Raw genomic sequence first — 23,284 nt, 5'->3', positions numbered from 1 at the left:
ACAACTGAATGATGAATTATGACTGCTTGTTGTCGTCTTCAGACGGCGCAGCATTGTTATCATCTGATTCAGGTGCTTCCTGAACCGGAACCTGGTTACTGCTTTCCGGCGGACGGGTATCCGCTTTCGGCTTGTCACCTTCCCAGCCCGCAGGTTCGCGGACCGGCACACGGTTCATCAGATCATCAATCTGTGGTGCATCAATGGTTTCATATTTCATTAATGCATCTTTCATGGTGTGCAGGATATCCAGGTTATCCATCAGGATCTGACGCGCACGTTTGTAGTTGCGCTCAATAATCCCGCGGATTTCCTCATCGATAGTCCGGGCAGTTTCATCAGACATGTGCTGTGCTTTTGACACAGAACGGCCTAAGAACACTTCACCGTCTTCATCCGCATACAGTAACGGCCCCAGTTTTTCGGAGAAGCCCCACTGCGTCACCATGTTACGGGCAATGTTAGTTGCCACTTTGATGTCGTTGGATGCGCCTGTGGACACATTTTCCGGCCCGTAGATAATTTCTTCCGCCAGACGACCGCCGTACAGGGTGGAAATCTGACTTTCAAGCTTCTGACGGCTGGCGCTGATCTGATCCCCTTCCGGTAAGAAGAAGGTCACACCCAATGCACGTCCGCGCGGAATAATGGTCACTTTATGGACCGGGTCATGCTCCGGCACCAGACGACCGATGATCGCGTGACCGGCTTCATGGTAGGCAGTCGAGGCTTTCTGCTCTTCTGTCATCACCATAGAGCGGCGTTCCGCACCCATCATGATTTTATCTTTTGCTTTCTCGAACTCGACCATGGTCACAACGCGTTTGTTACCGCGTGCCGCAAACAGCGCAGCTTCGTTCACCAGGTTGGCGAGATCCGCACCGGAGAAGCCCGGTGTACCACGTGCCAGCACAGACGGTTCAACGTCCGGCGATAACGGCACACGGCGCATATGCACTTTCAGGATTTGCTCACGGCCGCGCACATCCGGCAGACCGACCACGACCTGACGGTCGAAACGGCCCGGACGCAGTAATGCAGGGTCAAGCACATCCGGACGGTTGGTTGCCGCGATAACGATAATACCTTCGTTACCTTCGAAACCATCCATCTCAACCAGCATCTGGTTCAGTGTCTGCTCACGTTCATCGTGACCACCGCCCAGACCCGCACCACGCTGACGGCCGACGGCGTCGATTTCATCGATAAAGATGATACATGGCGCTGCTTTCTTCGCCTGTTCGAACATATCACGGACACGGGACGCACCCACACCCACGAACATTTCGACGAAGTCAGAACCGGAAATGGTGAAGAACGGCACTTTCGCTTCACCGGCAATCGCTTTTGCCAGCAACGTTTTACCGGTACCCGGAGGCCCCACCATCAGAATACCTTTCGGAATTTTACCGCCGAGTTTCTGGAAGCGGCTCGGCTCACGCAGATACTCCACCAGCTCACCGACTTCTTCTTTGGCCTCATCACAACCGGCCACATCCGCAAAGGTGGTTTTGATCTGATCTTCGGTCAGCATACGTGCCTTACTTTTACCGAAGGACATCGCACCTTTACCGCCGCCGCCCTGCATCTGGCGCATGAAGAAGATCCAGACGCCGATTAACAGCAGCATCGGGAACCAGGAAATGAAAATGGTTGTCAGGATACCCGGCTCTTCCGGTGGTTCACCGACCACAGTGACGTTTTTGTTCAGCATGGTGTTAAGCAGCTGATTGTCCTGCATCGGCAGGTACGTCGTGTATTTGGAGCCGTCTTTTTTACTGACGTTAAGATCACGATTGGAAATACGGACTTCGCGCACCTGATCCTGTGCTAACTCAGTGATGAAGGTAGAGTAGTCCACCTTACGACTGTTTGAATCGCCTGGGCCAAAACTCTGGAACAACGACATCAGCACTACCGCGATGACCAGCCAGAGAATTAGGTTTTTCGCCATGTCACTCAAGGGATTAACCTCTTATTACATCTGTGTTAACAAATAACGCACAGGGTACTACACTTTCCACCCTGTCGCTACAATGTATACTTCACGCGATCGGGCCCGCGAAGCATCGGGTTTACGGATTTTCACTTTCGTGAACAGGGAGCGAACCTCCCGGAGGTACTCGTCAAAGCCATCTCCCTGAAAGACTTTAACAATGAAACTGCCCCCCGGTGCCAGAACAGAACGGCACATATCAAGTGCCAGCTCAACCAGATACATCGCGCGCGGAATATCAACAGCCGGAGTTCCGCTCATATTTGGTGCCATGTCTGACATAACAACCTGGACTTTTTTATCCCCCACGCGCCCCAGCAGAGCTTTCAGCACGTTTTCGTCACGGAAATCACCCTGAAGGAAATCCACGCCGACGATGGGATCCATCGGTAACAGGTCACAGGCAATAACGCGCCCGGACTGACCGATATGATTAACAGCATATTGTGACCAGCCGCCGGGTGCAGCACCCAGATCCACAATAGTCATGCCCGGTCTGAAAATATTATCGCCCTGCTGAATTTCTTCGAGCTTAAACCAGGCACGAGAGCGAAGCCCCTTTTTTTGCGCCATCTGAACATATTTATCACTAAAATGTTCCTGTAACCAGCGCCCGGAGCTTGCTGAACGTTTTTTATTGGCCATTGTGTTTTCCGACTAACCTGTTATTTCTGACTCAGTTTTTTCGCATAACCGGACGAAAAGTCCCGTTACCGCAGACAGTACTCCTCACCTAATGATGGTGATAAGCATGATATGGCGGTAGAATACACCGTTTTCAATAGTTATTAAGCAAAAAAAACGATGAACCTCACTAAAAAACAAGTCCAGCACCTGAAAGCACTCGCTCATCATCTGAACCCGGTTGTCATGATTGGCAACAACGGACTGACTGAAGGCGTACTCGCAGAAACTGAAGTGGCTCTTACACATCATGAGCTTATCAAAGTTAAAATCGCGGGCGAAGACCGTGAAATGAAAACCTTGATTGCTGATGCGATTGTGCGTGAAACCGGTGCTTACAATGTGCAGATTATCGGTAAAATTCTGGTGCTCTACCGTCCGTCGGAAGCCCGGAAGATCATTTTACCTAAATGATAATTGCATATTTATAAAAAAATGCCACCGGCAGATGATTTCTGACGATATCGTCCGGCCGGTGGCATTCCTTTCAGATTTTCTTCATATCCGGGCCGCCTCAGTGTTCTGCCACCCGAATGTAAAGTTCAGTAAAAACGCCTTTCACTGCATTTTTCTGATGAAATATCCGTATTGTGCTGTTTTTTACGGCACAGCTTACAGGTATTCCACATTGATGACTTCATACTCAACTTCACCGCCCGGTGTCTGGATGACAACCACGTCGTCAACCTCTTTACCGATCAGGCCGCGGGCAATCGGGGAGTTCACTGACAGCAGATTTGATTTGATATCAGCCTCATCATCACCCACGATGCGGTAAGTCTGCTCTTCATCCGTTGCGACGTTAAAAACGGTAACCGTCGCACCGAAAATAATCCGGCCGTTGTTGGTCATTTTGGTGACATCAATCACCTGCGCATTGGAGAGCTTGGCTTCAATCTCCTGGATGCGGCCTTCACAAAAACCCTGCTGTTCACGTGCTGCATGGTATTCTGCGTTTTCTTTCAGATCGCCGTGCTCGCGGGCTTCCGCGATATCAGCGATAATTTTCGGACGGCGCTCATTTTTGAGAAATTCTAATTCTTCACGCAGTTGGTCTGCGCCGCGTACCGTCATAGGGATTTGTTTCATTCTCTACCTCTGAATCATTCCTAAGTAATAGTCATATCATCCTGATTAAACGATAACAGTACCTTATGCGCCATGTGTGGCACACTACTATTAAGTAAAACCGTGTAAATCTGCGCTGATACGGCCATCGCACTGCGGATGCTGTCAGCGCGGTTGACGCGTTATCCGCGCGGGCTGAACTGAGATCCTGTCCCGGTATTCTATCCCGGAGCGCAATGCGGGTCATCGTTTACTTTTACCGGTCCGTGGCTTTAGTATAACGGGCTCTCACCCCCGATTGTGATGGATAGGTCGCTCAATGAATGTTTTTACCCGGCTCGCATATGCGATGGGATTGTCAGTATTACTGGCTGCAGGTGCAGCAGCCACCCCGGTCGAACAATATACCCAATATCTGCCCGCCGGTACAAACCTGGCGATGATTGCGCAGCGGGTGGGCGATTCTCAGCCAATCGTGGAATACCAGGGGCAGCAGATGGCACTGCCCGCCAGTACCCAGAAAGTGGTGACAGCGCTTGCCGCTCTGTTACAGCTGGGGCCGGATTTCCGTTTTACCACCAGTCTGGAAACCAAAGGCCATGTTGAGGGTACTACCCTGAAAGGGGATTTAATCACCCGTTTTACCGGTGATCCGACCCTTACCCGCCAGCAGATCCGCAATATGGTCAATGAACTGCGTAAAGCCGGGGTACAGGCCATCGACGGTGATCTGGTGATCGATATCTCTGCCTTTGCCAGTCATGACAAAGCGCCGGGCTGGGTATGGAATGATTTAACCCAGTGCTTCAGTGCCCCGCCGGGTGCCGCGATCATCGACCGTAACTGCTTTTCTGTAACGCTGTATCCGGGGGAAAAACCCGGTGATACCGCCTATATCCGCACGTCTGAGTATTATCCGGTTAATATGTTCAGTGAGGTCAAAACCCTGGAACGCGGCTCTGCCGAAGGACGTTTCTGTGAGCTGGATGTGGTGCCGGGTGAACTGAACCGCTATACCATCACCGGCTGCATGAATCAGCGCAGCGAGCCGCTGCCGCTGGCATTCGGTGTCCAGAACGGCGCAAGCTACGCCGGGGCTATCGTCAAAAATGAACTGATTCACGCCGGGATCACCCTGAGCGGCAATGTCCGCCGTCAGACCCACCCGGAGCAGCCCGGCACTGTACTGATACAGACACAATCCGCCCCGCTGCATGCTCTGCTGACCAAAATGCTGAAAAAATCCGACAACATGATTGCCGATGAAGTTTTCCGCACTATCGGCCGCAGCTATTACGGTGTGCCGGGCACCTGGCGTTCCGGCCAGCAGGCCGTCCGTCAGGTACTGAAAGAGAAAGCCGGTATTGATATGGGTAATACCGTGATGGTGGATGGCTCCGGATTATCCCGTCACAACCTGATCACCCCGGCGACCATGATGGAAGTGCTGCAATTTATAGCCAAGCATGATGATCAGCTTCAGTTTATCAAAATGCTGCCACTATCCGGTTATGACGGCACACTGCAATACCGCGGTGGCCTGACAGAAGCAGGCGTTAACGGCAAACTTTCAGCCAAAACCGGTTCATTACAGGGTGTCTACAACCTGGCCGGATTCCTCACCACCGCCAGCGGTCAGCGCATTGCATTCGTACAGTTTATTTCCGCTTATGCCGTCCCGCCTGCCGAGCAGCGCAGCCGCCGTGTGCCGCTGGTCCGCTTTGAGGGACACTTGTATAAAGATTTATACCGGAATTACTGAGTTGACAGCAAAGCCCGGTACAAGTGCCGGGCTTTGCTTTGATAAGACCAGAACAAAAAACAGGCTGACTACCACAATCCATCATTTCACTCAGAAAAAACCATATCCTCCGTACAAACACAATTACGTATCCCATGTTTTTATTGCTTCAATCTAAAAAATGGCTTAATTCTTAAGTTAAATGCACATAAATGAATAAGATGACACATCAGGTACTCATGAAGATCAGGGGGCATGGTCAGAGGTTAATTACCAAAAACACTTCAAACTCAAAAAAATAATGCCGTTTTGATTAACTCAGTTGGCTTATCCCGTCAAAATGATGAAAACGGAACACAATACTTACGAGTCACTATCGATAAAGATATTGACCACACATCAGGCTTAACTTCCGATGTATTTGATAAAGAAGAAAAGGAAAATCCTGTGAAATCATTCAGATGATAGGGTATAATTGAAAATAAAAACCTGAACTGACTTAATTTAAAAAATAACGCCTGACTAATAAAGCCCTGCATTTTATAAAAACAGGATGTGGCATGATAAATAAAGAAGAAAAGATAAAATTAAAAAAAACAAAAAGATCACCAATGTACGGAAATATAAAGGTCAGTGTAGAGACTAATATACAAACTACCTTAATCGCCATTATCTTTTCAATGTTTTTTATTTTCATCGAAACCGTAACGGAGACACTAATAAATAAAATATCATACTCGTTATTATCAATAATGTTTGTTTATTTATTTGGGTCGTGGTATTCATTTCGAAATATACGACCAGCCACAAAACTAACAATTATTTATATAAAAATAAAAATAAAAAAATTAATTATCCGTTTCTTCAGAAAGTAATAACCTTAATCTATTGCCGCTCATGCCTGCATGACAGTTTTGTAAGTCAGTTCACCACTTCTTCTTCCATACCCAGCATATTCGGAAATATCCGCCATTACATTCTCAATATAATTTTTATTATACCCTCCAAATTTTCCTTTAGTTATTTCATATTGAATGATGAAACCATGCTCAAAAGCATTACTTATTCCAGTAGTAATGGCCAAAGCGCCAATTCCCTTTAATTTATTTGACCTTATTAGTTGTCCTGTTTTAAATGTTATGACCCCTCCCGCAATTTGAACAACCCCGCCAAGAATCTGAAATTCTTCTTTTGCATAAAAAATCCATCCTTGCTCTTCAAATTGTTCAGTTGCCTCATAAACAGACCAGTCATTCCGTCTGCCACGTTGGTAATCAGCCTCTTCACTCTGGTACAAATAAACAAGACCATTAAACGCATTATCCCTGCCTTGCCTGTAAGTATAATGATCCTCAGCCGAACTCCGCTTGCGGTAAAATTCTTCCCGCAAATACGCTATCGCCTTGCGGATATTTTCCCGGTAAATTATTTTCACTTCCGGGTCATATATAAAGATAGGATGCCGCGCGTTCAGAAAGCGTTTTCAGTTTATTACAGTAATCATCAAATTCACGACTGTAAGCGGGCTGGGTCGATAATACACGGGCTGTTGGCATCAGAAACTCCTGTCATCCCAGATACTGTAAGAACTGGTTCCGGCCATAACGTGATCCTATGTTATGGACTTAAAGCGGATTGAAAGACTTTCTTCCGGTTGTGAATCGTTATGTGTAACAGAGTTCGGATAGAAACAGTTAAGACTGACAATCGCAGCCCCGGTCAGTTTTATTTTGTAATATAACTCCATACTGCCGTTCATCCCTGTCCGGTAAAATGAAAAATCACACGTCAATATCTCATTATTTGTCAGCGCCTGAGCGAGAAGCGGGGATGACTTATCAATCGGTTTACGGATATCTAACGGCTGAAAATTGACATTCTGCCCCATCGAGATACCGGAGGAAACTTCAAACACCAGTATTTCATCTTCATGTCCCGACTGATATTTATTTCCGATCGAATCAATCGTTGAAGCCCCCGGGAAATTAATCCTTGTTTATTACCGGTTACTGACAGATAGATGATGTTGGCCACTTGTCGTCCTTAATGATAAAAGAAAATTTACCTTAAGTTCACCATCTTATTTATGCGGGTGCAATAAAGACATCGTGATTAACATAAACAAAATTTATTTTTTCGGTGAGAATCGCAATACCGCCCTCATTCTTTCATCCACAAAAAAACCGATAGTTGGATAACCAACTATCGGTTTTTTTATTCAGAACGCTGACGATTATTTCTGCCAGATGAACTCGACGCCTTCTTCGTCGTCTTCATCCCAGTCGTCGTCCCAGTCATCATCGTCTTCTGCCTGCTCAAGCTGCTCTTTGTGGTAATCGTCCCACATAAAGTCCACTTTCGCGTCCGCAGCCGGCACTTCGGCCACGGCTTCGCGGGCATGGGTATTGAGGAATTCCATCAGATCCCAGCACAGTGCTTTCACGCCTTCGTGATTGACCGCAGAGATCATATAGAATTTGTCTTCCCAGCCGAGGGCATCGGCGATCGCCTGAGAACGGGCTTTCGCTTCTTCCGGATCAATCAGATCGACTTTGTTGAAGACCAGCCAGCGCGGCTTCTCAGCCAGCTTCTCACTGTATTTTTCCAGTTCGCCGACAATGATCTTCGCATTCTCCACCGGATCACTTTCATCGACCGGACAGATGTCGATCAGGTGCAGCAGCACGCGGCAGCGTTCCAGGTGTTTCAGGAAACGGATCCCCAGACCGGCACCGTCAGATGCGCCTTCGATCAGTCCCGGAATATCCGCGACCACGAAGCTCTGTGAGTTATCCATCCGCACCACACCCAGGCTCGGTACCAGCGTGGTGAACGGATAATCCGCCACTTTTGGTTTTGCCGCAGAGACAGAACGGATAAAGGTGGATTTACCGGCATTCGGCATCCCCAGCATCCCGACGTCAGCCAGCAGCATCAGTTCCATCATGAGTTCGCGGGTTTCACCCGGGGTACCCATGGTGCGCTGACGCGGTGCACGGTTAACGGATGATTTAAAGCGTGCGTTACCCAGGCCGTGAAATCCGCCCTTGGCAACCATGTGACGCTGTCCGTGCTGCAACATGTCCGCCAGTACCTCATTGGTGGTCATATCACGCACACGGGTGCCTACAGGCACGTTAATCGTGATATCGTTGCCCCGTTTACCGGTACAGTCACGACTCTGACCGTTTTGACCCCGCTCAGCGCGGAATGATTTTTCAAAACGGTAATCAATCAGGGTATTGAGGTTTTCATCGGCCTGGAGGTATACATCACCGCCATCGCCGCCGTCTCCGCCGTCTGGTCCGCCTTTCGGAATATATTTTTCGCGACGGAAGCTCACGCATCCGTTGCCGCCATCTCCTGCCACAACCAGGATTTTAGCTTCATCTACAAATTTCATTACTTTTCTCCGTAACGTTGCCGTGTCCGGACTACCGGTTCAGTATGACCCGGGATGACGTTTTACGCATATAAAAAGCCCTGCAAAAGGTTTGCAGGGCTTTCGGACTCGGTTAAGACGTGAAAAACTTATTCAGCTTCGATGCTGATGAATTTACGGTTTTTCGGGCCTTTAACTTCGAATTTGACTTTTCCGTCAGCTAACGCGAACAGAGTGTGGTCGCGACCGCAACCTACGTTGCTGCCTGCGTGGAATTTAGTACCACGCTGACGAACGATGATGCTGCCTGCTAATACAGCTTCACCACCGAAACGTTTTACACCCAGACGTTTTGCTTCAGAATCGCGACCGTTTCGAGTCGAGCCGCCAGCCTTTTTGTGTGCCATTGATCTGCTCTCCTATTAACTTAAGCGATACCGGTAATTTTAACATCAGTGAACCACTGACGGTGGCCCTGCTGTTTCCGGCTGTGTTTACGACGACGGAACTTAACGATTTTAATTTTATCGCCGCGACCGTGTGTAACCACTTCAGCTTTAATTTTAACACCTTCAACGACTGGAGCGCCGATCTTGATGTCTTCACCATTTGCAACCATCAGAACCTGGTCAAACTCAACAGTTTCACCTGTTGCGATGTCCAGCTTTTCCAAGCGAACGATTTGACCTTCGCTGACCCGGTGTTGTTTACCACCACTTTGGAAAACCGCGTACATATTAACTCCGCTTTCCGCACACCCCATAAAATTTGATTCTCAGAGTGCACTATAAAATTATTCACAATAGGGCGCGGATTTTACGCAAAAACGCTGCAAATGACAAGTGCTGAAAACGATCTAATGGTAAAAAAACGTCACTTTACAGATAGCCGTTTATTTGCAGCTTTTTTACAGTACAATCATAAAATATAAAAAAACGCTGCTATCATAAACCATTACCTTTGATCGGGATGTCAAAAACAAGGTTAAAGCAAGTCATATGAACTCAGAACAAATAATCGCGCTGACTGCGGATGATATGACCGCAGTCAATCAAAAGATTCAAAAACAGCTGACCTCGGACGTATCGCTTATCAACCAGCTGGGTTACTACATTATCAGCGGCGGCGGGAAACGGATCCGCCCGATGATCGCTGTGCTGACCGGCCGGGCTCTGGGCTATGACGGCGACAAACATATTCAGGTTGCGGCTCTGATCGAATTTATTCATACCGCCACCCTGCTGCACGACGATGTGGTGGATGAATCCGACATGCGCCGCGGCAAACAGACAGCCAACGAAGTGTTCGGCAATGCCGCCAGTGTGCTGGTCGGGGATTTTATCTACACACGATCCTTTCAGATGATGACGGATCTGGATTCCATGCGGGTGCTGAAACTGATGTCAGAAGCGACAAACGTGATCGCGGAAGGTGAAGTGCTGCAGCTGATGAACTGCAACGATCCGGATATCAGCGAAGCGGATTACATGCAGGTTATCTACAGCAAAACCGCCCGACTGTTTGAAGCTGCCTCACAGTCTGCGGCAATCCTGGCCGGTGCCACACCGGAACAGGAAAAGGCCCTTCAGGATTACGGCCGCTTTCTCGGTACCGCGTTTCAGCTGATCGATGATGTTCTGGATTATGATGCGGATAACGCGACACTCGGCAAAAATACCGGGGATGATCTCGATGAAGGCAAACCGACGCTCCCGCTGCTCCACGCCATGCATAACGGCAATGCGGAAGAATCCGCGCTGATCCGTCAGGCGATTGAACAGGGTAACGGACGTCATCTGCTGGAGCAGGTTCTTGCGACCATGAAGCGCTGCGGATCTCTGGCTTACACCTATGCCCGCGCCGAAGAAGAAGCAGACAAAGCTATCGCCGCTCTGTCCGCACTGCCGGACTCACAGTACAAAGATGCACTGGCCGGCCTGGCCCATATCGCAGTCCGCCGCTCAGCCTGAACATTGCATGAGAAAACGGGATCTTCACAGATCCCGTTTTTTTTATTCCGGTTTTTCGTCCGGCTCCCGGCTGCCCGGAAGCTCCTGTGCATCAAGATGCTGGATCAGCTTAGCCAGCCCTTCCCGCAGAATGAACGTGACGATTTTTTCCCGTTCCTCTCTGGTCAGCTGATAATAGGCTTCCACCCAGATCAGAAACGCATCCTGCCGTTTCGCCTGATAGCTCGCGCTGTTATCACATGCATGCAGGATCGCCTGAACTTCATCCGGCAGACTATCGACACTGTATTCGACTGCTTTTCCCTGCACGCCGCGCTTGCGCCGCTGATGCCAGCCTTCCCGTCTCGCCATCAGGTTGACACCTTGAGGAGATGATGGCAAGCCCGCCAAACCAACCAATTCCTTCGCGGAATACCATTCTTTTTTCATCTTTTCTCCTGCAACCCATTTTCAGCAAAAAATCGGCAATTTCCGTGCTTAAACTGCGTGAATTTGCCGGGCACTTTCCTAAAAATGACAAATGCTTTAGCTACACTGAATTTTTTAACAGCTTCCGGATTTAAGACGATTTTCACGAGAATATTTTACAAACGCAAGGATAAAACATCATCTTTTTGTGAATAATCGGCATATTTTATTACAACAACGGTAAACACTGACTACAATAACCACCGGGCAGAAAATGAGATCCGGCTCAGTGCTGCTGCTGGCGTATCACGCCTGATAACAGGTAAAAACCGCTTTTGTTTCATCAACAAACTCCTTATGTTAAGTAAGTAAATATGCTTACTTCATTCATTCCTTTGTGTTACCTGCCCATTTTCATTCTGTTTCTTAATTCTGTAACAGAGTTCAAAAAAGATATTTTTAAGAAAAAATTTAAGAAAATATTTAGAAAAATAATGGTATTTTATTTTCTTAATAACGAATTGGGTTCATCTTTAATGTGATGGCAACCCGTTATTTATACCACTAATACAACATTAATCTAAAATAAAAAGGACTCAATATATGGATTCCGGTAAATCTGACTGGCACCCTGCTGATATAATTGCATCGCTGAAGAAACGGGGGACAACCCTGGCCGCCTTGTCGCGCAGTGCGGGACTCAGCTCCTCAACGCTTGCTAACGCGCTTTCCCGGCCGTGGCCGAAGGGTGAATGGCTCATCGCAGACTTTCTCGCCGTCCATCCGTCAGAGATTTGGCCCAGCCGTTATTTTAATTCTATCACAGGTGAATTATTAGATAGGAAAATAAGAGTGAAGGTAACTAATTAATTTCAATATATACTTATAAAAACAATAAAACCGCTAATCGTAATTAGCGGTTTTATTTACGGCTCAAAAAAATAAATACAACTATTTAATAATTCAGCTGTTAATAAATTTCTCACCAAGCGCAATATCAGCCTTCAGCACATCCAGCATGCCGTTCAGTGCTTTCTCTTCATATGCACTGAGTGAACCGATGTCCAGACGCTTCTCAACACCGTTCTTGCCTAACACGACCGGCTGGGCGAAGAAACGGGCGTATTTGCCGTCACCTTCGGTATAAGTGCATTCCACCACATTGCTCTCGCCCTGCATGGCACGAACCAGTGACAGGCCGAAACGTGCGGCTGCCTGACCCATAGAGAGCGTTGCGGACCCGCCGCCTGCTTTGGCTTCCACCACTTCAGTACCGGCGTTCTGGATGCGTTTGGTCAGGCTGTCGATTTCCGCGTCGCTGAAGCTGACACCCGGGATCTGAGACAGCAGCGGCAGAATGGTCACACCTGAGTGGCCGCCGATAACCGGCACTTCCAGCTCCTGTGGTTTCTTGCCTTTCAGTTCCGCCACAAAGGTGTTGGAACGGATGATGTCCAGCGTGGTCACACCGAACAGGCGATTTTTGTCATACACACCGGCTTTTTTCAGCACTTCTGCCGCGATCGCCACTGTGGTGTTCACCGGGTTGGTGATAATGCCGATTAATGCTTTCGGACAGGTTTTGGCAATTTTTTCCACCAGATTGCGGACGATCCCCGCGTTCACATTAAACAGATCAGAACGATCCATGCCGGGTTTACGGGCCACACCAGCAGAAATCAGGACAATATCCGCACCTTCTAATGCAGGGGTAGGATCCTCTCCCGCGAATCCGGTGATCCGGACATCGGTCGGAATATGGCTGAGATCTTTTGCCACACCCGGTGTGACCGGTGCGATATCATATAAAGTAAGATCTGAACCTGAAGGAAGCTGGGTTTTAAGAAGAAGGGCGAGAGCCTGACCAATACCACCTGCTGCTCCGAGAACTGCAACTTTCATCCTGAGACTCCTTAACTTGGGACGGTTAGCACGATTGCGCATCAGACGCGAATCCGTGCATGAGGGCTGTGAATACAATATTTTAACAGACTGATTGCATATTCACGCATTTGAATCTGTTTGTCTATTGTTATCCATTCTAAACAAATCGCTTATCTGTTAATGAGATAAGGAACACTATTTTGACAATTATTTTACTTTAAGCGCACTTATAGTCATGTACGTTAATATACCGATGCGTAACTGATAACAACCTCATTTAATTAACAATATATTTACCTCCGGTGATAACCCGGTCAGAACCATAAGCAATGTCAATTACGTGAGCTGATCACCAGTTTTGACCATTAATGCGGTTTCCCCCGGTCAGACCACAGGGTTTAATTTGCATAAAAATGCATTTTTCCGCATAATAATAAGGTTCGTATCCAAATTTGCAGGAAAGACTATGCGCGCACCTTCTAAACAGGAAGATCTGATCAAGGCGTTTAAAGCGCTGTTGAAAGAAGAGAAATTCAGCTCTCAGGGGGAGATCGTCACCGCCCTGCAGGAAGAGGGCTTTGAGAATATTAACCAGTCCAAAATTTCCAGGATGCTGACCAAGTTCGGTGCTGTCCGCACCCGTAACGCGAAAATGGAAATGGTTTACTGTCTGCCTGCGGAACTGGGTGTTCCGACAGCCACCAGCCCGTTAAAAAACCTGGTGCTGGATATTGATTACAATGACTCGGTTGTGGTTATCCGTACCAGTCCGGGAGCAGCACAGCTGATCGCCCGTCTGCTGGACTCCATCGGCAAATCCGAGGGCATTCTCGGCAGTATTGCCGGGGATGACACCATTTTCTCGACACCGGCCAAAGATTTCACCACAGAACAGCTTTACGAAGCGATTCTCGCCCTGTTCGAGCAGGAACTGTAATCCGCCGTTAATCATAAAAAAACCGCATGGTACTGATGCACCGTGCGGTTTTTTATTTCTTCTCAGATTACTTCAGTTTTTCCAGCAGTTTATCGTGGATACCACCGAAGCTGCCGTTGCTCATCACCAGGATATGATCCCCCGGCTGTGCATGCTCGGCCACCATGTTGGTCAGCGCATCCAGGTCACCGCTCCAGTATGCCGGTTGTACACAGCGCTCGGTAATTTCACTGACCAGCCACGGAATATTCGCCGGCTGGAAGATAAAGACTTCATCCGCACGACCCAGCGCAGGCGCGATATCGTCTTTGCTGATCCCCATTTTCATGGTGTTTGAACGCGGCTCCAGAACCACCAGGATACGGGCCGTGCCGCCGACTTTACTGCGCAGTGCCTGTAATGTGGCCAGAATCGCGGTCGGGTGATGCGCAAAGTCATCATAGACACTGATACCGTTCACCTCACCGCGCAGCTCAAGACGGCGGCGGGCGTTGATAAATTTACCCAGAGCACGGCAGGCTTCCGCGACCGGCACACCAACGTGATGTGCGGCAGCCACCGCCATCAGGGCGTTCTGCATATTATGCTCGCCCACCAGTCCCCAGGTCACGCGGCCGCTGATTTCACCGTCATAACGCACATCGAACTCACCGCAGTCATTGGTAACTTTCTCTGCCTGCCAGCGGGCGTTGTCGCCGGTGTACTCTTCCTCACTCCAGCAGCCCATACTGAGCACCTGTTTCAGATTGGCATCCTGGGCCGGGGCGATAATTTTGCCGTCACCCGGCACCACACGCACCAGATGATGGAACTGTTTTTCAATCGCCGCGAGGTTTTCGAAGATATCTGCGTGATCAAACTCGAGGTTGTTGAGCAGCAGTGTACGCGGGCTGTAGTGCACAAATTTTGAGCGCTTATCAAAGAATGCACAGTCATATTCATCTGCTTCGATAACAAAGAACGGGCTGTTACCCAGCGTGGAGGAAACATCAAAATTCCCCGGAACACCGCCGATCAGAAAGCCCGGCTGATAGCCACAGTCTTCCAGAATCCACGCCAGCATACCGGCAGTGGTGGTTTTGCCATGAGTTCCGGCAACCGCCAACACCCAGCGCTCCGGCAGTACATGGTCATGCAGCCACTGCGGACCTGACGTGTAAGGGATCCCCTGGTTCAGCACCGCTTCGACACACGGGTTTCCGCGTTTCATGGCATTGCCGATCACCACCATATCCGGGCGCGGCGTCAGCTGAGCCGGGTCATAACCCTGAATCAGTTCGATCCCCTGCTCTGTCAGTAAATCACTCATCGGCGGGTAGACATTCTGATCCGAACCGGTCACTTTGTGCCCCTGTGCACGGGCCAGGATAGCCAGGCTGCCCATGAAGGTGCCGCAGATACCGAGAATATGAATATGCATTATTTTTTATCCAATAGCATGACGTTGGTCACTATTCTAACCATCTCTCAAAAGAACTGAAACGGATTAGCCTATCAATTATGATTTTCTTTGGCTAAACTTGCACCCGCGTTTACGGGCAACCGCTTTCGTAATACTTTTATTTCACCCACTTCAGGACGTACGTCATGAAAACATTAGGCGAATTTATCGTCGAAAAACAGCAGGACTTTTCTCACGCCACCGGAGAACTGACTGCACTCCTCTCCGCGATTAAGTTAGGCGCTAAGATTATTCACCGTGATATCAACAAAGCCGGGCTGGTTGATATCCTTGGTACTAATGGTATCTCAAACGTGCAGGGCGAAGTCCAGATGAAACTGGATCTTTATGCCAACGAGAAACTGAAAGCCGCGCTGAAAGCCCGTGGTGAAGTTGCCGGTATTGCCTCCGAAGAAGAAGACGACATTGTTGTTTTTGAGGGCGGCCGTGCGGAAAACGCCAAATATGTGGTTCTGATGGATCCGCTCGACGGCTCATCCAACATTGATGTGAATGTGTCAGTCGGTACTATTTTCTCTATTTATCACCGTATCACTCCGCTGGGCCAGCCGGTCACCGAAGCTGACTTCCTCCAGCCGGGTAACCGCCAGGTTGCTGCCGGTTATGTGGTGTACGGCTCTTCCACCATGCTGGTTTACACCACCGGCAACGGTGTTCACGCCTTCACCTATGACCCGTCTCTGGGTGTGTTCTGCCTGTGTCAGGCGGATATGAAATTCCCGGAAAACGGTAAAATGTATTCTATCAACGAAGGGAACTACATCCGTTTCCCTGTCGGCGTGAAAAAATACATCAAATACTGCCAGGAAGAAGATCCGGCAACTGACCGCCCGTACACTACCCGTTATATCGGCTCTCTGGTGGCGGATTTCCACCGCAATCTGCTCAAGGGCGGAATTTACATCTACCCGAGCACCGCAAGCCACCCGAACGGCAAGCTGCGTCTGCTGTATGAGTGCAACCCGATGTCATTCCTCGCGGAACAGGCCGGCGGTAAAGCGAGTGACGGTAAGAACCGTATCCTCGATATCATTCCGGAAAAACTCCACCAGCGTTCGCCGTACTTTGTCGGTACCCGCGCAATGGTAGAGAAAGCAGAAAGCTTTATGGCGGAATTTCCGGACGAAAACGGGAAGTAACCAACAGTAAGCGAAGGAAAAGGCGGTATACCACCGCCTTTTTTTCGTTATAATATCCGCCACGCTATTTGTTCTGAAGATTAAGGAATCCGTTCATGAGCCTGAATAATGTTCCTGCAGGTAAAGATCTGCCGGAAGATATCTATGTTGTTATCGAAATCCCTGCCAACGCAGATCCGATTAAATACGAAGTTGATAAAGAATCCGGTGCACTGTTTGTTGACCGTTTCATGTCAACCGCCATGTTCTACCCGTGCAACTACGGTTACATCAACCACACCTTATCTCTGGATGGTGATCCGGTAGACGTGCTGGTCCCGACTCCGTATCCGTTACAGCCTGGTTCAGTGATCCGCTGCCGTCCTGTCGGCGTGCTGAAAATGACCGACGAATCCGGTGAAGATGCCAAACTGGTTGCGGTTCCGCACACCAAACTGAGCAAAGAATACGATCACATCAACGATGTGAACGATCTGCCTGAACTGCTGAAAGCTCAGATCACTCACTTCTTCGAGCACTACAAAGACCTCGAAAAAGGCAAATGGGTGAAAGTTGACGGCTGGGAAGATGCTGCTGCCGCTAAAGCTGAAATCATTGCTTCTTTCGAACGCGCTGCGAAAAAATAATCCGCAGTCCGTTGCAGAGACAAAAAAAACCGCTGTTTTCACAGCGGTTTTTTTATTCACAGGGAAATCATTCGCTTTCCGGGTCTTCTGCCTCGTGCCGTTTCAGCCAGTCCCCGCAATTTATCTTCACCAGTCCGTCCACCGGATGCTGATATAAGTAAATCCAGGCACTGCCGTACGGCGTAGAAACCAGTTCGCGCCGGTAATCCTGACCATCTTTTTTTAATTCATCCAGCTCGGTCAGGATCGACGAGGAGATCCGGTACACTTCACATTCGATCGAACCGGTTCCCGGCACCACCGCAGGATAGTGTCCCAAATCATACAGGTCATAGCCTTCAAGCGTATATTTTCCCAGCAGGGCGGCATAGGTCATCCAATGATGGTTGCCCTGTTTCTGCCGCAAACTGCCATAAACGATCACTCGCATATATTAAAACTCAAACTGATAAAGCAGATCGATCGCCTGGTTAACACCAGACACCGCTTCCAGATATAACCTGGGCATTAACCTATAGCGTAACGTTAAGGTCGCTAAGGAGTCAAATATACCGACGCCATATTTTACCTGCAGGTCGTTGGTTATCTTACCGCTGACCACAACCTGCGACTTATCGCCCACGCCCTGGGTATCCAGTGCCAGATCCGAAATACCGAATGTCTCACCGATTTTGCCGACTAACTGCCCGCTTTGTGCCACCCCGAGGCTGATAAGCATAGAGGTCATCTGCGAACTGTCCGCATCCCCGGTGTCCAGCCCCTCACCACGCAGCAGGTAAGAGAGCGCATTTTCCTGGGACATCGCCGGGTCAGAAAATATTTCCACTTTCGGTTTATCCGCAAGCCCGGTCACCCGGACACCCGCAATCACGCCGTTGGCGGTGTTATCCGGGTTACGGATCGCTTCCAGATTGAGGAACGGCTGGTCAGCCGGACCGGAGAACAGGATCTGTCCTTTACGCACCAGCAGATCCTGCCCGTAAGCATGGAAACGCCCGCGCGGAATATCCACCTGACCGTTGAGTCCCAGCCCCTGCTTATCCTGAGCGACTTTCAGATCCCCGGTGAGTTTTGCTTTCAGCCCAAAGGCATCGAGCAGCACATCATCACCGATATGGATCCGCAGATTACTCAGGATCGGAATACTGGTCTGTTTCTCACGGATTGGCTGTAAGTTGTCATCCAGCATCACTTCATCAGACGTAGCGCTGACAGCGGACTCCGGTACTTCATGCACCGTGATCCGTGCCCACGGAATATTCACCGTTCCGTCCAGTTTCAGCATTGACGGTGTGGCTTCAAAGACCAGATCCGGGCTGACATCAATCCGGATCATCGGCGGCAGCGAAACGCGCAGTTTGTCACCCTGCGCGAAAATCTTCGCACTCCAGGCATCCATTCTGCGCCAGTCCGCGTTACCGCTGAGGTTGAGATAGCCTTCCGGCGTTTTAATGTTTCCGCTCAGATCAGAACGGGCACCATCGAAATTAACCGTCAGTCCGCCGGTCGTGATATCAAACGGCAGCAGACGGCCGCTGACTGCCAGATCGGATAATCCCAGCTGGCCAAACAGCAGCGGTGACGCAGCATTACCGCCCAGACGCAGCCCCGCATTCAGCCGCCCGGTGGCTTTATCCCCTTTGCCGAGCAGCGGTTTCAGCAGATCCAGCGAGATATTATCGATCCCGACATTTCCGCTCAGCTGGCGGCGTTTCTCCAGATCAGAAATCTGGACATTACCGTTAATCTTCCCGTTACCGGCGATGGCAATCAGCCACTGAAGATTGAGTTTGCCGTTCTTCATGGCAGCAGTCAGTGTCAGGGTATCAAACGCAACCGGCAGATTCGTGCCTTCCAGGTTCTGCACCACCTTCACGCCGTTACCTTTCAGGGATGCATCCACCACCGGCTGTGAGCCGTCCGCAAACCAGCGGACATTAGCATTACCGCTGAATACACCATCCAGCCGGGTATCCGGGCCGAGGAACGGTTTAATCATCGCCAGATCAAAACGTTCAAGGGCAACAGATGCATTACCGGAAGCCCCTGCGGTAATCGGTTTTGGTACACAGATTCGGGCATCCGGATTCACCCAGCAATGGGTGCCGATGGTCATTTCCTGTTTTTCATTCAGATAGGTCAGCGCCATTGCCTTACTGAGTGACCACTCACCCACCGGTGTGTCAAAGCGGGTGTTATTCAGCGTACCTTTCCAGGTTTCGGTTTTACGGTCAAACCCGCCGTTCAGCATCAGTTGTGCCGAGACCGGCTCACCTTTCATGGTCAGCTTCAGCTGGTGCTGTGCTTCGGTACCTTTGGCATTCAGGGTCAGATTGCTGATCACCAGATCAGCCTGTTTCAGCTGATTCACAGTTACATCCAGCTGGCCTTTGATCTGCTCTGCGGAAGTGATATCCCCTTTGATTTTGGCATCCGCCACCGACAGATCGTTCTGCCATTTCAGATTGCTGACAGCCAGATCGGCGAGGATCTGTGGTTTTTCCATATTGCCGCGAACATTGAGCTTCCCTTTGATCGTACCCGCCAGCCCCGGAACCAGGCCGCCGAGCGCCGGTGCATTGATATCCGCATCCAGCTTCCAGGCATCTGCCAGCTCGCCCCGCACATCCAGTTTATTGTTACCCAGTGCCAGTTTCAGATCCGGAATCGTCCACTGACCGCCCGCGTTACCTTTCACATTACCGCGCGCTTTCAGCGGATAGGTTTTCACTTTACCGTCGAGGGTGATATCCGGGATTTCAAGCTCCCAGTTACCGCCGTAAAGGCTGCCCCTGGTACTGATTTTGCCGTCCACTTTGGCCGGCCACTCCGGATAGGCTTTTGCGGTATTCAGCCCGGAAAGCGTCAGAACCGCCTGCCAGCTGATGGCTTTCTGCCAGTCCGCCACCCCGGTCACTTCCGCAAAGCCCTGTAACGCATTCAGGCGCAGCCGGGTAAGATTGAGCTGTTCAGTATTCCCTTTGGCATCCAGGGTCAGCAGTGCAGGCGGGATGTCCTTTCCTTTGATATCCGAACGCAGTGAGAGATCGTAACCGCTCACTTTCCCGTTAAGGCGCAGTTTCACGCCATCAAGCTGATAATCCGCCTCACCGGTCAGCGGCCAGCTGACTTTCTGACTCTCCAGGGTCAGCAGCAGCGGCAGATCGGCCTGCGTCAGGTTGGTCTGTGCATCCAGCGTGGCATTGACCGGCCCTTTCAGTGCCAGCGCCAGTTTCAGCTCATCCAGCAGTCCGCCGTTCAGGGTAAGATCGAGATCCTGCCCGCTGAATTCCTCAAAATCACGGACATGCCCTTTAACCGACAACGCCACCGGCCATTTTTCACTGAGCGCCACTTCCCCGCTGACCGCGATGTTGCCCTGTGGCGCATCCGCAGACAGATCACTGAGGGTCAGCACCTGCCCTTTGTTAAACAGCGCCAGATGCAGGGAATTGAGCGTTACCGGCGCATCACCGCTCATCTGCCAGTTTTCACCGGAAATACCTTCCACTGAAATATTCAGCGGCAGAATAACCTCCGGCAGTTCTGCCAGCATCGGCTGAGCAAAAATCTCACTGATGGTTTCACCTAACGGCTTCTCCGGTGCATCCGTTGCCGGTGCCGGTTCTTCTGCCGCAGCCGGGTCACTTTTCGGCAGCACAACAGACAGGGCATTAATCACCGTTGGTTTCAGGGTCAGCTGGTCGCCCTGCCAGGTCATGGCGGTGCGGAAGGTATCCAGGTTTACCGCCATATCATCCACAGTGACCTGTGTGTTGGTCACAGAGAGAGAATCCAGGAATATGGTCAGCGGTGCATTCAGCTCTGTCAGCGGCTCTGACGGCGGAGTTTCTTCTGACGGCGGCAGTTTTGCCGTATCAACAGCAACCCGCGTGCCATCCGTGCTGAGGTTTTCAACACAGAGTGTCATGTCTTTCAGGCAGCTCAGGCGCAGCGCCAGGTTCACCTTATCCACGCTGACATCAATACCCGGCATGGTGTATTTCACCTGCTTCAGGGTCAGATTACGCAGATCGCCCTCAACCTGACCGATAGCCAGGCCGGAAACCACACGCGGAGCAAGATTCAGCGCAAAATGCAGGCCGGACTGTGTGCCCAGGATCCAGCCGAGTGTGCCGCCAATCAGCAGAATGAGTACCAGCAGAATGATTGCCGGCCATTTCAGATACTTCAGCCATTTCATCAGAGTTCTGCCCCCAATCCGATATAAAACTGGATATTTTTCGTCTGGTCATCACCGACCGGTGCCGCGAGGTCAAATTTGATCGGCCCGACCGGCGATGCCCAGCGCACCCCGACACCGGCACCGGTTTTGAAATTACTCCGTTTGATATCATTCACCACTTCACCGCTGTCCACAAACACCGCGCCCCACCAGTTTCCGGTTACGTTGTACTGGTATTCCAGCGAGCCGACCACCATCCGCGAGCCGCCGGTCAGTTTACCGTCAGCATCTTCCGGTGAAATTTTGTTGTAACGGTAACCACGGATGCTGCCATCGCCACCGGCGAAGAAACGCAGATCCGGCGGGACTTTGTCGAAGTTATTGGTTTCAATCCAGCCGAGGTTGCCGCGCATCACAAAGCGGTGACCATCCCACGGCGTTCTCACCCAGACGTTACGGGCGCGGAAAATGGAAAAATCCACATCTGAGCCCCACATTTCATTGGAAACATCTACTGAGTAACGCTGACTGTCCCCCCAGGACGGCATCATCCCGCCCCGCGAACGGACACGGCTGACATTCACCCCCGGATAGAGCAGCATGGTGGTGTTGGTGATATCCGCCTGGGTAAAGTGGCTGAGACTCCAGCGCATATTGATGCCGTACTGCCAGCCGGTGGATAAATCCCAGTTACGGGAAACACTGACTGTCGCGGTATCGGCTTTGGTATCGTTCAGGTCGGTCCGCTTATACCCGCCGGAGACGGCGTAGTACTGCTCAATCGGATTGACCTTCAGCGGGATGCGGTAAGAGGTATCAATAATCTGTTCCGGCGCGGACAGGCTGATACTGGAGGTCAGGCTGTGGCCGCTGGAATTCACCCACGGCTTATTCCATTTCGCCTGAACGCGCGGCCCCACATCGGTGGCAAAGCCACCGCCCAGCTCAACAAAGTTTTGCGCGCGCGGGGTGAATGAGGCATCCATAGTCAGATAATCACTGTTATCCGCCCGTGCCTTTGCAATATCCGGGGTGACGATCGCGGACTGGAACCAGCCGGTTTCCGCCAGCAGACGGTTAAATTCCGCCAGCTGATCAGAGGTGTAGTAATCACCCTCTTTAAACGGTACCAGACCTTCCAGATACGCATCACTGATTTGCGATCCCTGGTAATTCACTTTCCCGAAACGGTATCGTTTGCCGCTGTTGAACACAAAATCCCAGTAGGCAGCATGACGGGAAAGCGCAATACCGAGCTGGCTTTTTTCCATCTCCGCATCAAAATAACCGCGTTTTAAGGCAAGCCCGGATAATCCGCTTTTAAAACTTTCGTACTCGCCGTGATTGACGACAGTCCCGGTTTCAGGTGTATTTTTGGTAATGAATTTTTTGAATGCGGGATCGGTTTTTGCCGCGCCTTCGATATCCACGGTAACCCCGGCAATTTTAACCGGCTCCCCCGGGACGACACGGGCATACAACACCGGACGCGCAGGCGGCGCGTTGTCCTGATAATCAAAGGTGATCACCGGCTCATAATACCCCAGCGGACGAAGCCCTTCTTTGATGGCTTTTTCCACCCGTGCACGAAAACGGCCGTCAGCCACGACCTCATCGGTCGTGATAGTGGAGAGCTGGACTCTTGCATTTTTTTCAAGTTGCCCGCTGAGCCCTTCCACTTTTAAGCGAAGATTTGCACTATATGCCAGAGGGGATGTGAGAGACACAGCGACAACACAAACAAGAGGGTACCGGATCACATCAACTCCTGAATTTCTGAGATTTGACTGAGATAAATGAA

The 23,284-nt window shown here is 50.3% G+C and carries 20 protein-coding genes and 1 pseudogene; 7 read left to right on the top strand and 14 right to left on the bottom strand.

The genetic code is table 11. The features are described 5' to 3' along the window. Positions 1-16: 16 nt before the first annotated feature. Positions 17-1,963, bottom strand: coding sequence for an ATP-dependent zinc metalloprotease FtsH (ftsH, locus tag AB7038_RS16060; protein WP_369453643.1), 1,947 nt, complete (start codon positions 1,961-1,963; stop codon positions 17-19). A 48-nt stretch (positions 1,964-2,011) separates the two neighbouring features. After that, positions 2,012-2,641, bottom strand: a complete 630-nt coding sequence (gene rlmE, locus AB7038_RS16055; protein WP_004234546.1) for a 23S rRNA (uridine(2552)-2'-O)-methyltransferase RlmE — start codon at positions 2,639-2,641, stop codon at positions 2,012-2,014. A 159-nt stretch (positions 2,642-2,800) separates the two neighbouring features. On the opposite strand from rlmE, the gene yhbY reads away from it, so the two are divergent. Then, positions 2,801-3,094 (top strand): ribosome assembly RNA-binding protein YhbY, encoded by a 294-nt coding sequence (gene yhbY / locus AB7038_RS16050; RefSeq protein ID WP_004234544.1) that lies wholly within the window; start codon positions 2,801-2,803, stop codon positions 3,092-3,094. Positions 3,095-3,292: 198 nt separating this feature from the next. Here yhbY and greA read toward each other — a convergent pair whose 3' ends face one another. Further along, positions 3,293-3,769 (bottom strand): transcription elongation factor GreA, encoded by a 477-nt coding sequence (gene greA, locus AB7038_RS16045; protein WP_015422313.1) that lies wholly within the window; start codon positions 3,767-3,769, stop codon positions 3,293-3,295. A gap of 328 nt (positions 3,770-4,097) precedes the next feature. Between greA and dacB the strand changes: the two genes are divergently transcribed. Further along, a complete protein-coding gene (gene dacB / locus AB7038_RS16040; protein ID WP_170927037.1) occupies positions 4,098-5,510 on the top strand; it encodes a serine-type D-Ala-D-Ala carboxypeptidase in 1,413 nt (470 codons plus the stop codon). 874 nt (positions 5,511-6,384) lie between these two features. Here the strand turns inward: dacB and AB7038_RS16035 are convergent. From AB7038_RS16035 to rplU, 5 genes and pseudogenes are all read right to left on the bottom strand, one after another. Beyond that, the gene (locus AB7038_RS16035) at positions 6,385-6,924 is read right to left on the bottom strand and encodes a DUF4225 domain-containing protein (protein WP_369453642.1); all 540 of its coding nucleotides are present in this window, start codon (positions 6,922-6,924) and stop codon (positions 6,385-6,387) included. A gap of 177 nt (positions 6,925-7,101) precedes the next feature. Next, a pseudogene (locus AB7038_RS16030) lies at positions 7,102-7,523 on the bottom strand (Hcp family type VI secretion system effector). A gap of 199 nt (positions 7,524-7,722) precedes the next feature. Beyond that, positions 7,723-8,892, bottom strand: a complete 1,170-nt coding sequence (gene cgtA / locus AB7038_RS16025; RefSeq protein ID WP_004234535.1) for an Obg family GTPase CgtA — start codon at positions 8,890-8,892, stop codon at positions 7,723-7,725. A 128-nt stretch (positions 8,893-9,020) separates the two neighbouring features. After that, a complete protein-coding gene (rpmA, locus tag AB7038_RS16020; protein ID WP_004241388.1) occupies positions 9,021-9,278 on the bottom strand; it encodes a 50S ribosomal protein L27 in 258 nt (85 codons plus the stop codon). Positions 9,279-9,298: 20 nt separating this feature from the next. Further along, positions 9,299-9,607 carry a 50S ribosomal protein L21 gene (rplU, locus tag AB7038_RS16015; protein ID WP_004241383.1) on the bottom strand — a complete coding sequence of 103 codons (309 nt, stop codon included), beginning with the start codon at positions 9,605-9,607 and terminating at the stop codon, positions 9,299-9,301. A gap of 262 nt (positions 9,608-9,869) precedes the next feature. Here rplU and ispB point away from each other — a divergent pair, with 262 nt between their 5' ends. After that, entirely contained in the window at positions 9,870-10,841 is a 972-nt protein-coding gene (gene ispB, locus AB7038_RS16010; RefSeq protein ID WP_004234531.1) for an octaprenyl diphosphate synthase, read from the top strand. 42 nt (positions 10,842-10,883) lie between these two features. Here the strand turns inward: ispB and AB7038_RS16005 are convergent, their stop codons facing one another. Continuing rightward, positions 10,884-11,270, bottom strand: coding sequence for a DNA-binding protein (locus tag AB7038_RS16005; protein ID WP_072872183.1), 387 nt, complete (start codon positions 11,268-11,270; stop codon positions 10,884-10,886). A 582-nt stretch (positions 11,271-11,852) separates the two neighbouring features. Between AB7038_RS16005 and AB7038_RS16000 the strand changes: the two genes are divergently transcribed. Then, the gene (locus tag AB7038_RS16000) at positions 11,853-12,119 is read left to right on the top strand and encodes a helix-turn-helix domain-containing protein (RefSeq protein WP_015422314.1); all 267 of its coding nucleotides are present in this window, start codon (positions 11,853-11,855) and stop codon (positions 12,117-12,119) included. A 93-nt stretch (positions 12,120-12,212) separates the two neighbouring features. On the opposite strand, the gene mdh is transcribed toward AB7038_RS16000, so the two are convergent. Beyond that, positions 12,213-13,151: a malate dehydrogenase gene (gene mdh, locus AB7038_RS15995; protein WP_024474260.1), complete on the bottom strand. Its 939-nt coding sequence runs from the start codon at positions 13,149-13,151 to the stop codon at positions 12,213-12,215. Between the two features lie 448 nt (positions 13,152-13,599). Here mdh and argR point away from each other — a divergent pair, with 448 nt between their 5' ends. Next, entirely contained in the window at positions 13,600-14,070 is a 471-nt protein-coding gene (gene argR, locus AB7038_RS15990; protein ID WP_004234524.1) for a transcriptional regulator ArgR, read from the top strand. A gap of 67 nt (positions 14,071-14,137) precedes the next feature. On the opposite strand, the gene mpl is transcribed toward argR, so the two are convergent. Continuing rightward, a complete protein-coding gene (mpl, locus tag AB7038_RS15985; protein ID WP_369453641.1) occupies positions 14,138-15,490 on the bottom strand; it encodes a UDP-N-acetylmuramate:L-alanyl-gamma-D-glutamyl-meso-diaminopimelate ligase in 1,353 nt (450 codons plus the stop codon). 167 nt (positions 15,491-15,657) lie between these two features. On the opposite strand from mpl, the gene fbp reads away from it, so the two are divergent. Continuing rightward, positions 15,658-16,671: a class 1 fructose-bisphosphatase gene (gene fbp, locus AB7038_RS15980; RefSeq protein ID WP_025154535.1), complete on the top strand. Its 1,014-nt coding sequence runs from the start codon at positions 15,658-15,660 to the stop codon at positions 16,669-16,671. A 95-nt stretch (positions 16,672-16,766) separates the two neighbouring features. Beyond that, positions 16,767-17,297: an inorganic diphosphatase gene (ppa, locus tag AB7038_RS15975; protein ID WP_046894262.1), complete on the top strand. Its 531-nt coding sequence runs from the start codon at positions 16,767-16,769 to the stop codon at positions 17,295-17,297. A 67-nt stretch (positions 17,298-17,364) separates the two neighbouring features. On the opposite strand, the gene AB7038_RS15970 is transcribed toward ppa, so the two are convergent. The 3 genes from AB7038_RS15970 to tamA are packed head-to-tail and all read right to left on the bottom strand — an operon-like array spanning position 17,365 to position 23,243. Further along, positions 17,365-17,727: a gamma-glutamylcyclotransferase gene (locus AB7038_RS15970; RefSeq protein WP_368889648.1), complete on the bottom strand. Its 363-nt coding sequence runs from the start codon at positions 17,725-17,727 to the stop codon at positions 17,365-17,367. 3 nt (positions 17,728-17,730) lie between these two features. Continuing rightward, positions 17,731-21,501 carry an autotransporter assembly complex protein TamB gene (tamB, locus tag AB7038_RS15965; RefSeq protein ID WP_368889647.1) on the bottom strand — a complete coding sequence of 1,257 codons (3,771 nt, stop codon included), beginning with the start codon at positions 21,499-21,501 and terminating at the stop codon, positions 17,731-17,733. Continuing rightward, positions 21,501-23,243, bottom strand: a complete 1,743-nt coding sequence (gene tamA / locus AB7038_RS15960; protein WP_368889646.1) for an autotransporter assembly complex protein TamA — start codon at positions 23,241-23,243, stop codon at positions 21,501-21,503. Before tamA ends, tamB begins: the two co-directional genes overlap by 1 nt. Between the last annotated feature and the right edge of the window lie 41 nt (positions 23,244-23,284).

It is taken from the genome of Morganella morganii (assembly GCF_041099235.1).
In the GTDB taxonomy this organism is placed as follows: domain Bacteria; phylum Pseudomonadota; class Gammaproteobacteria; order Enterobacterales; family Enterobacteriaceae; genus Morganella; species Morganella morganii_E.
Note: the sequence above shows the minus strand (reverse complement) of the source record. Positions and strands in the feature narration are given on the sequence as shown.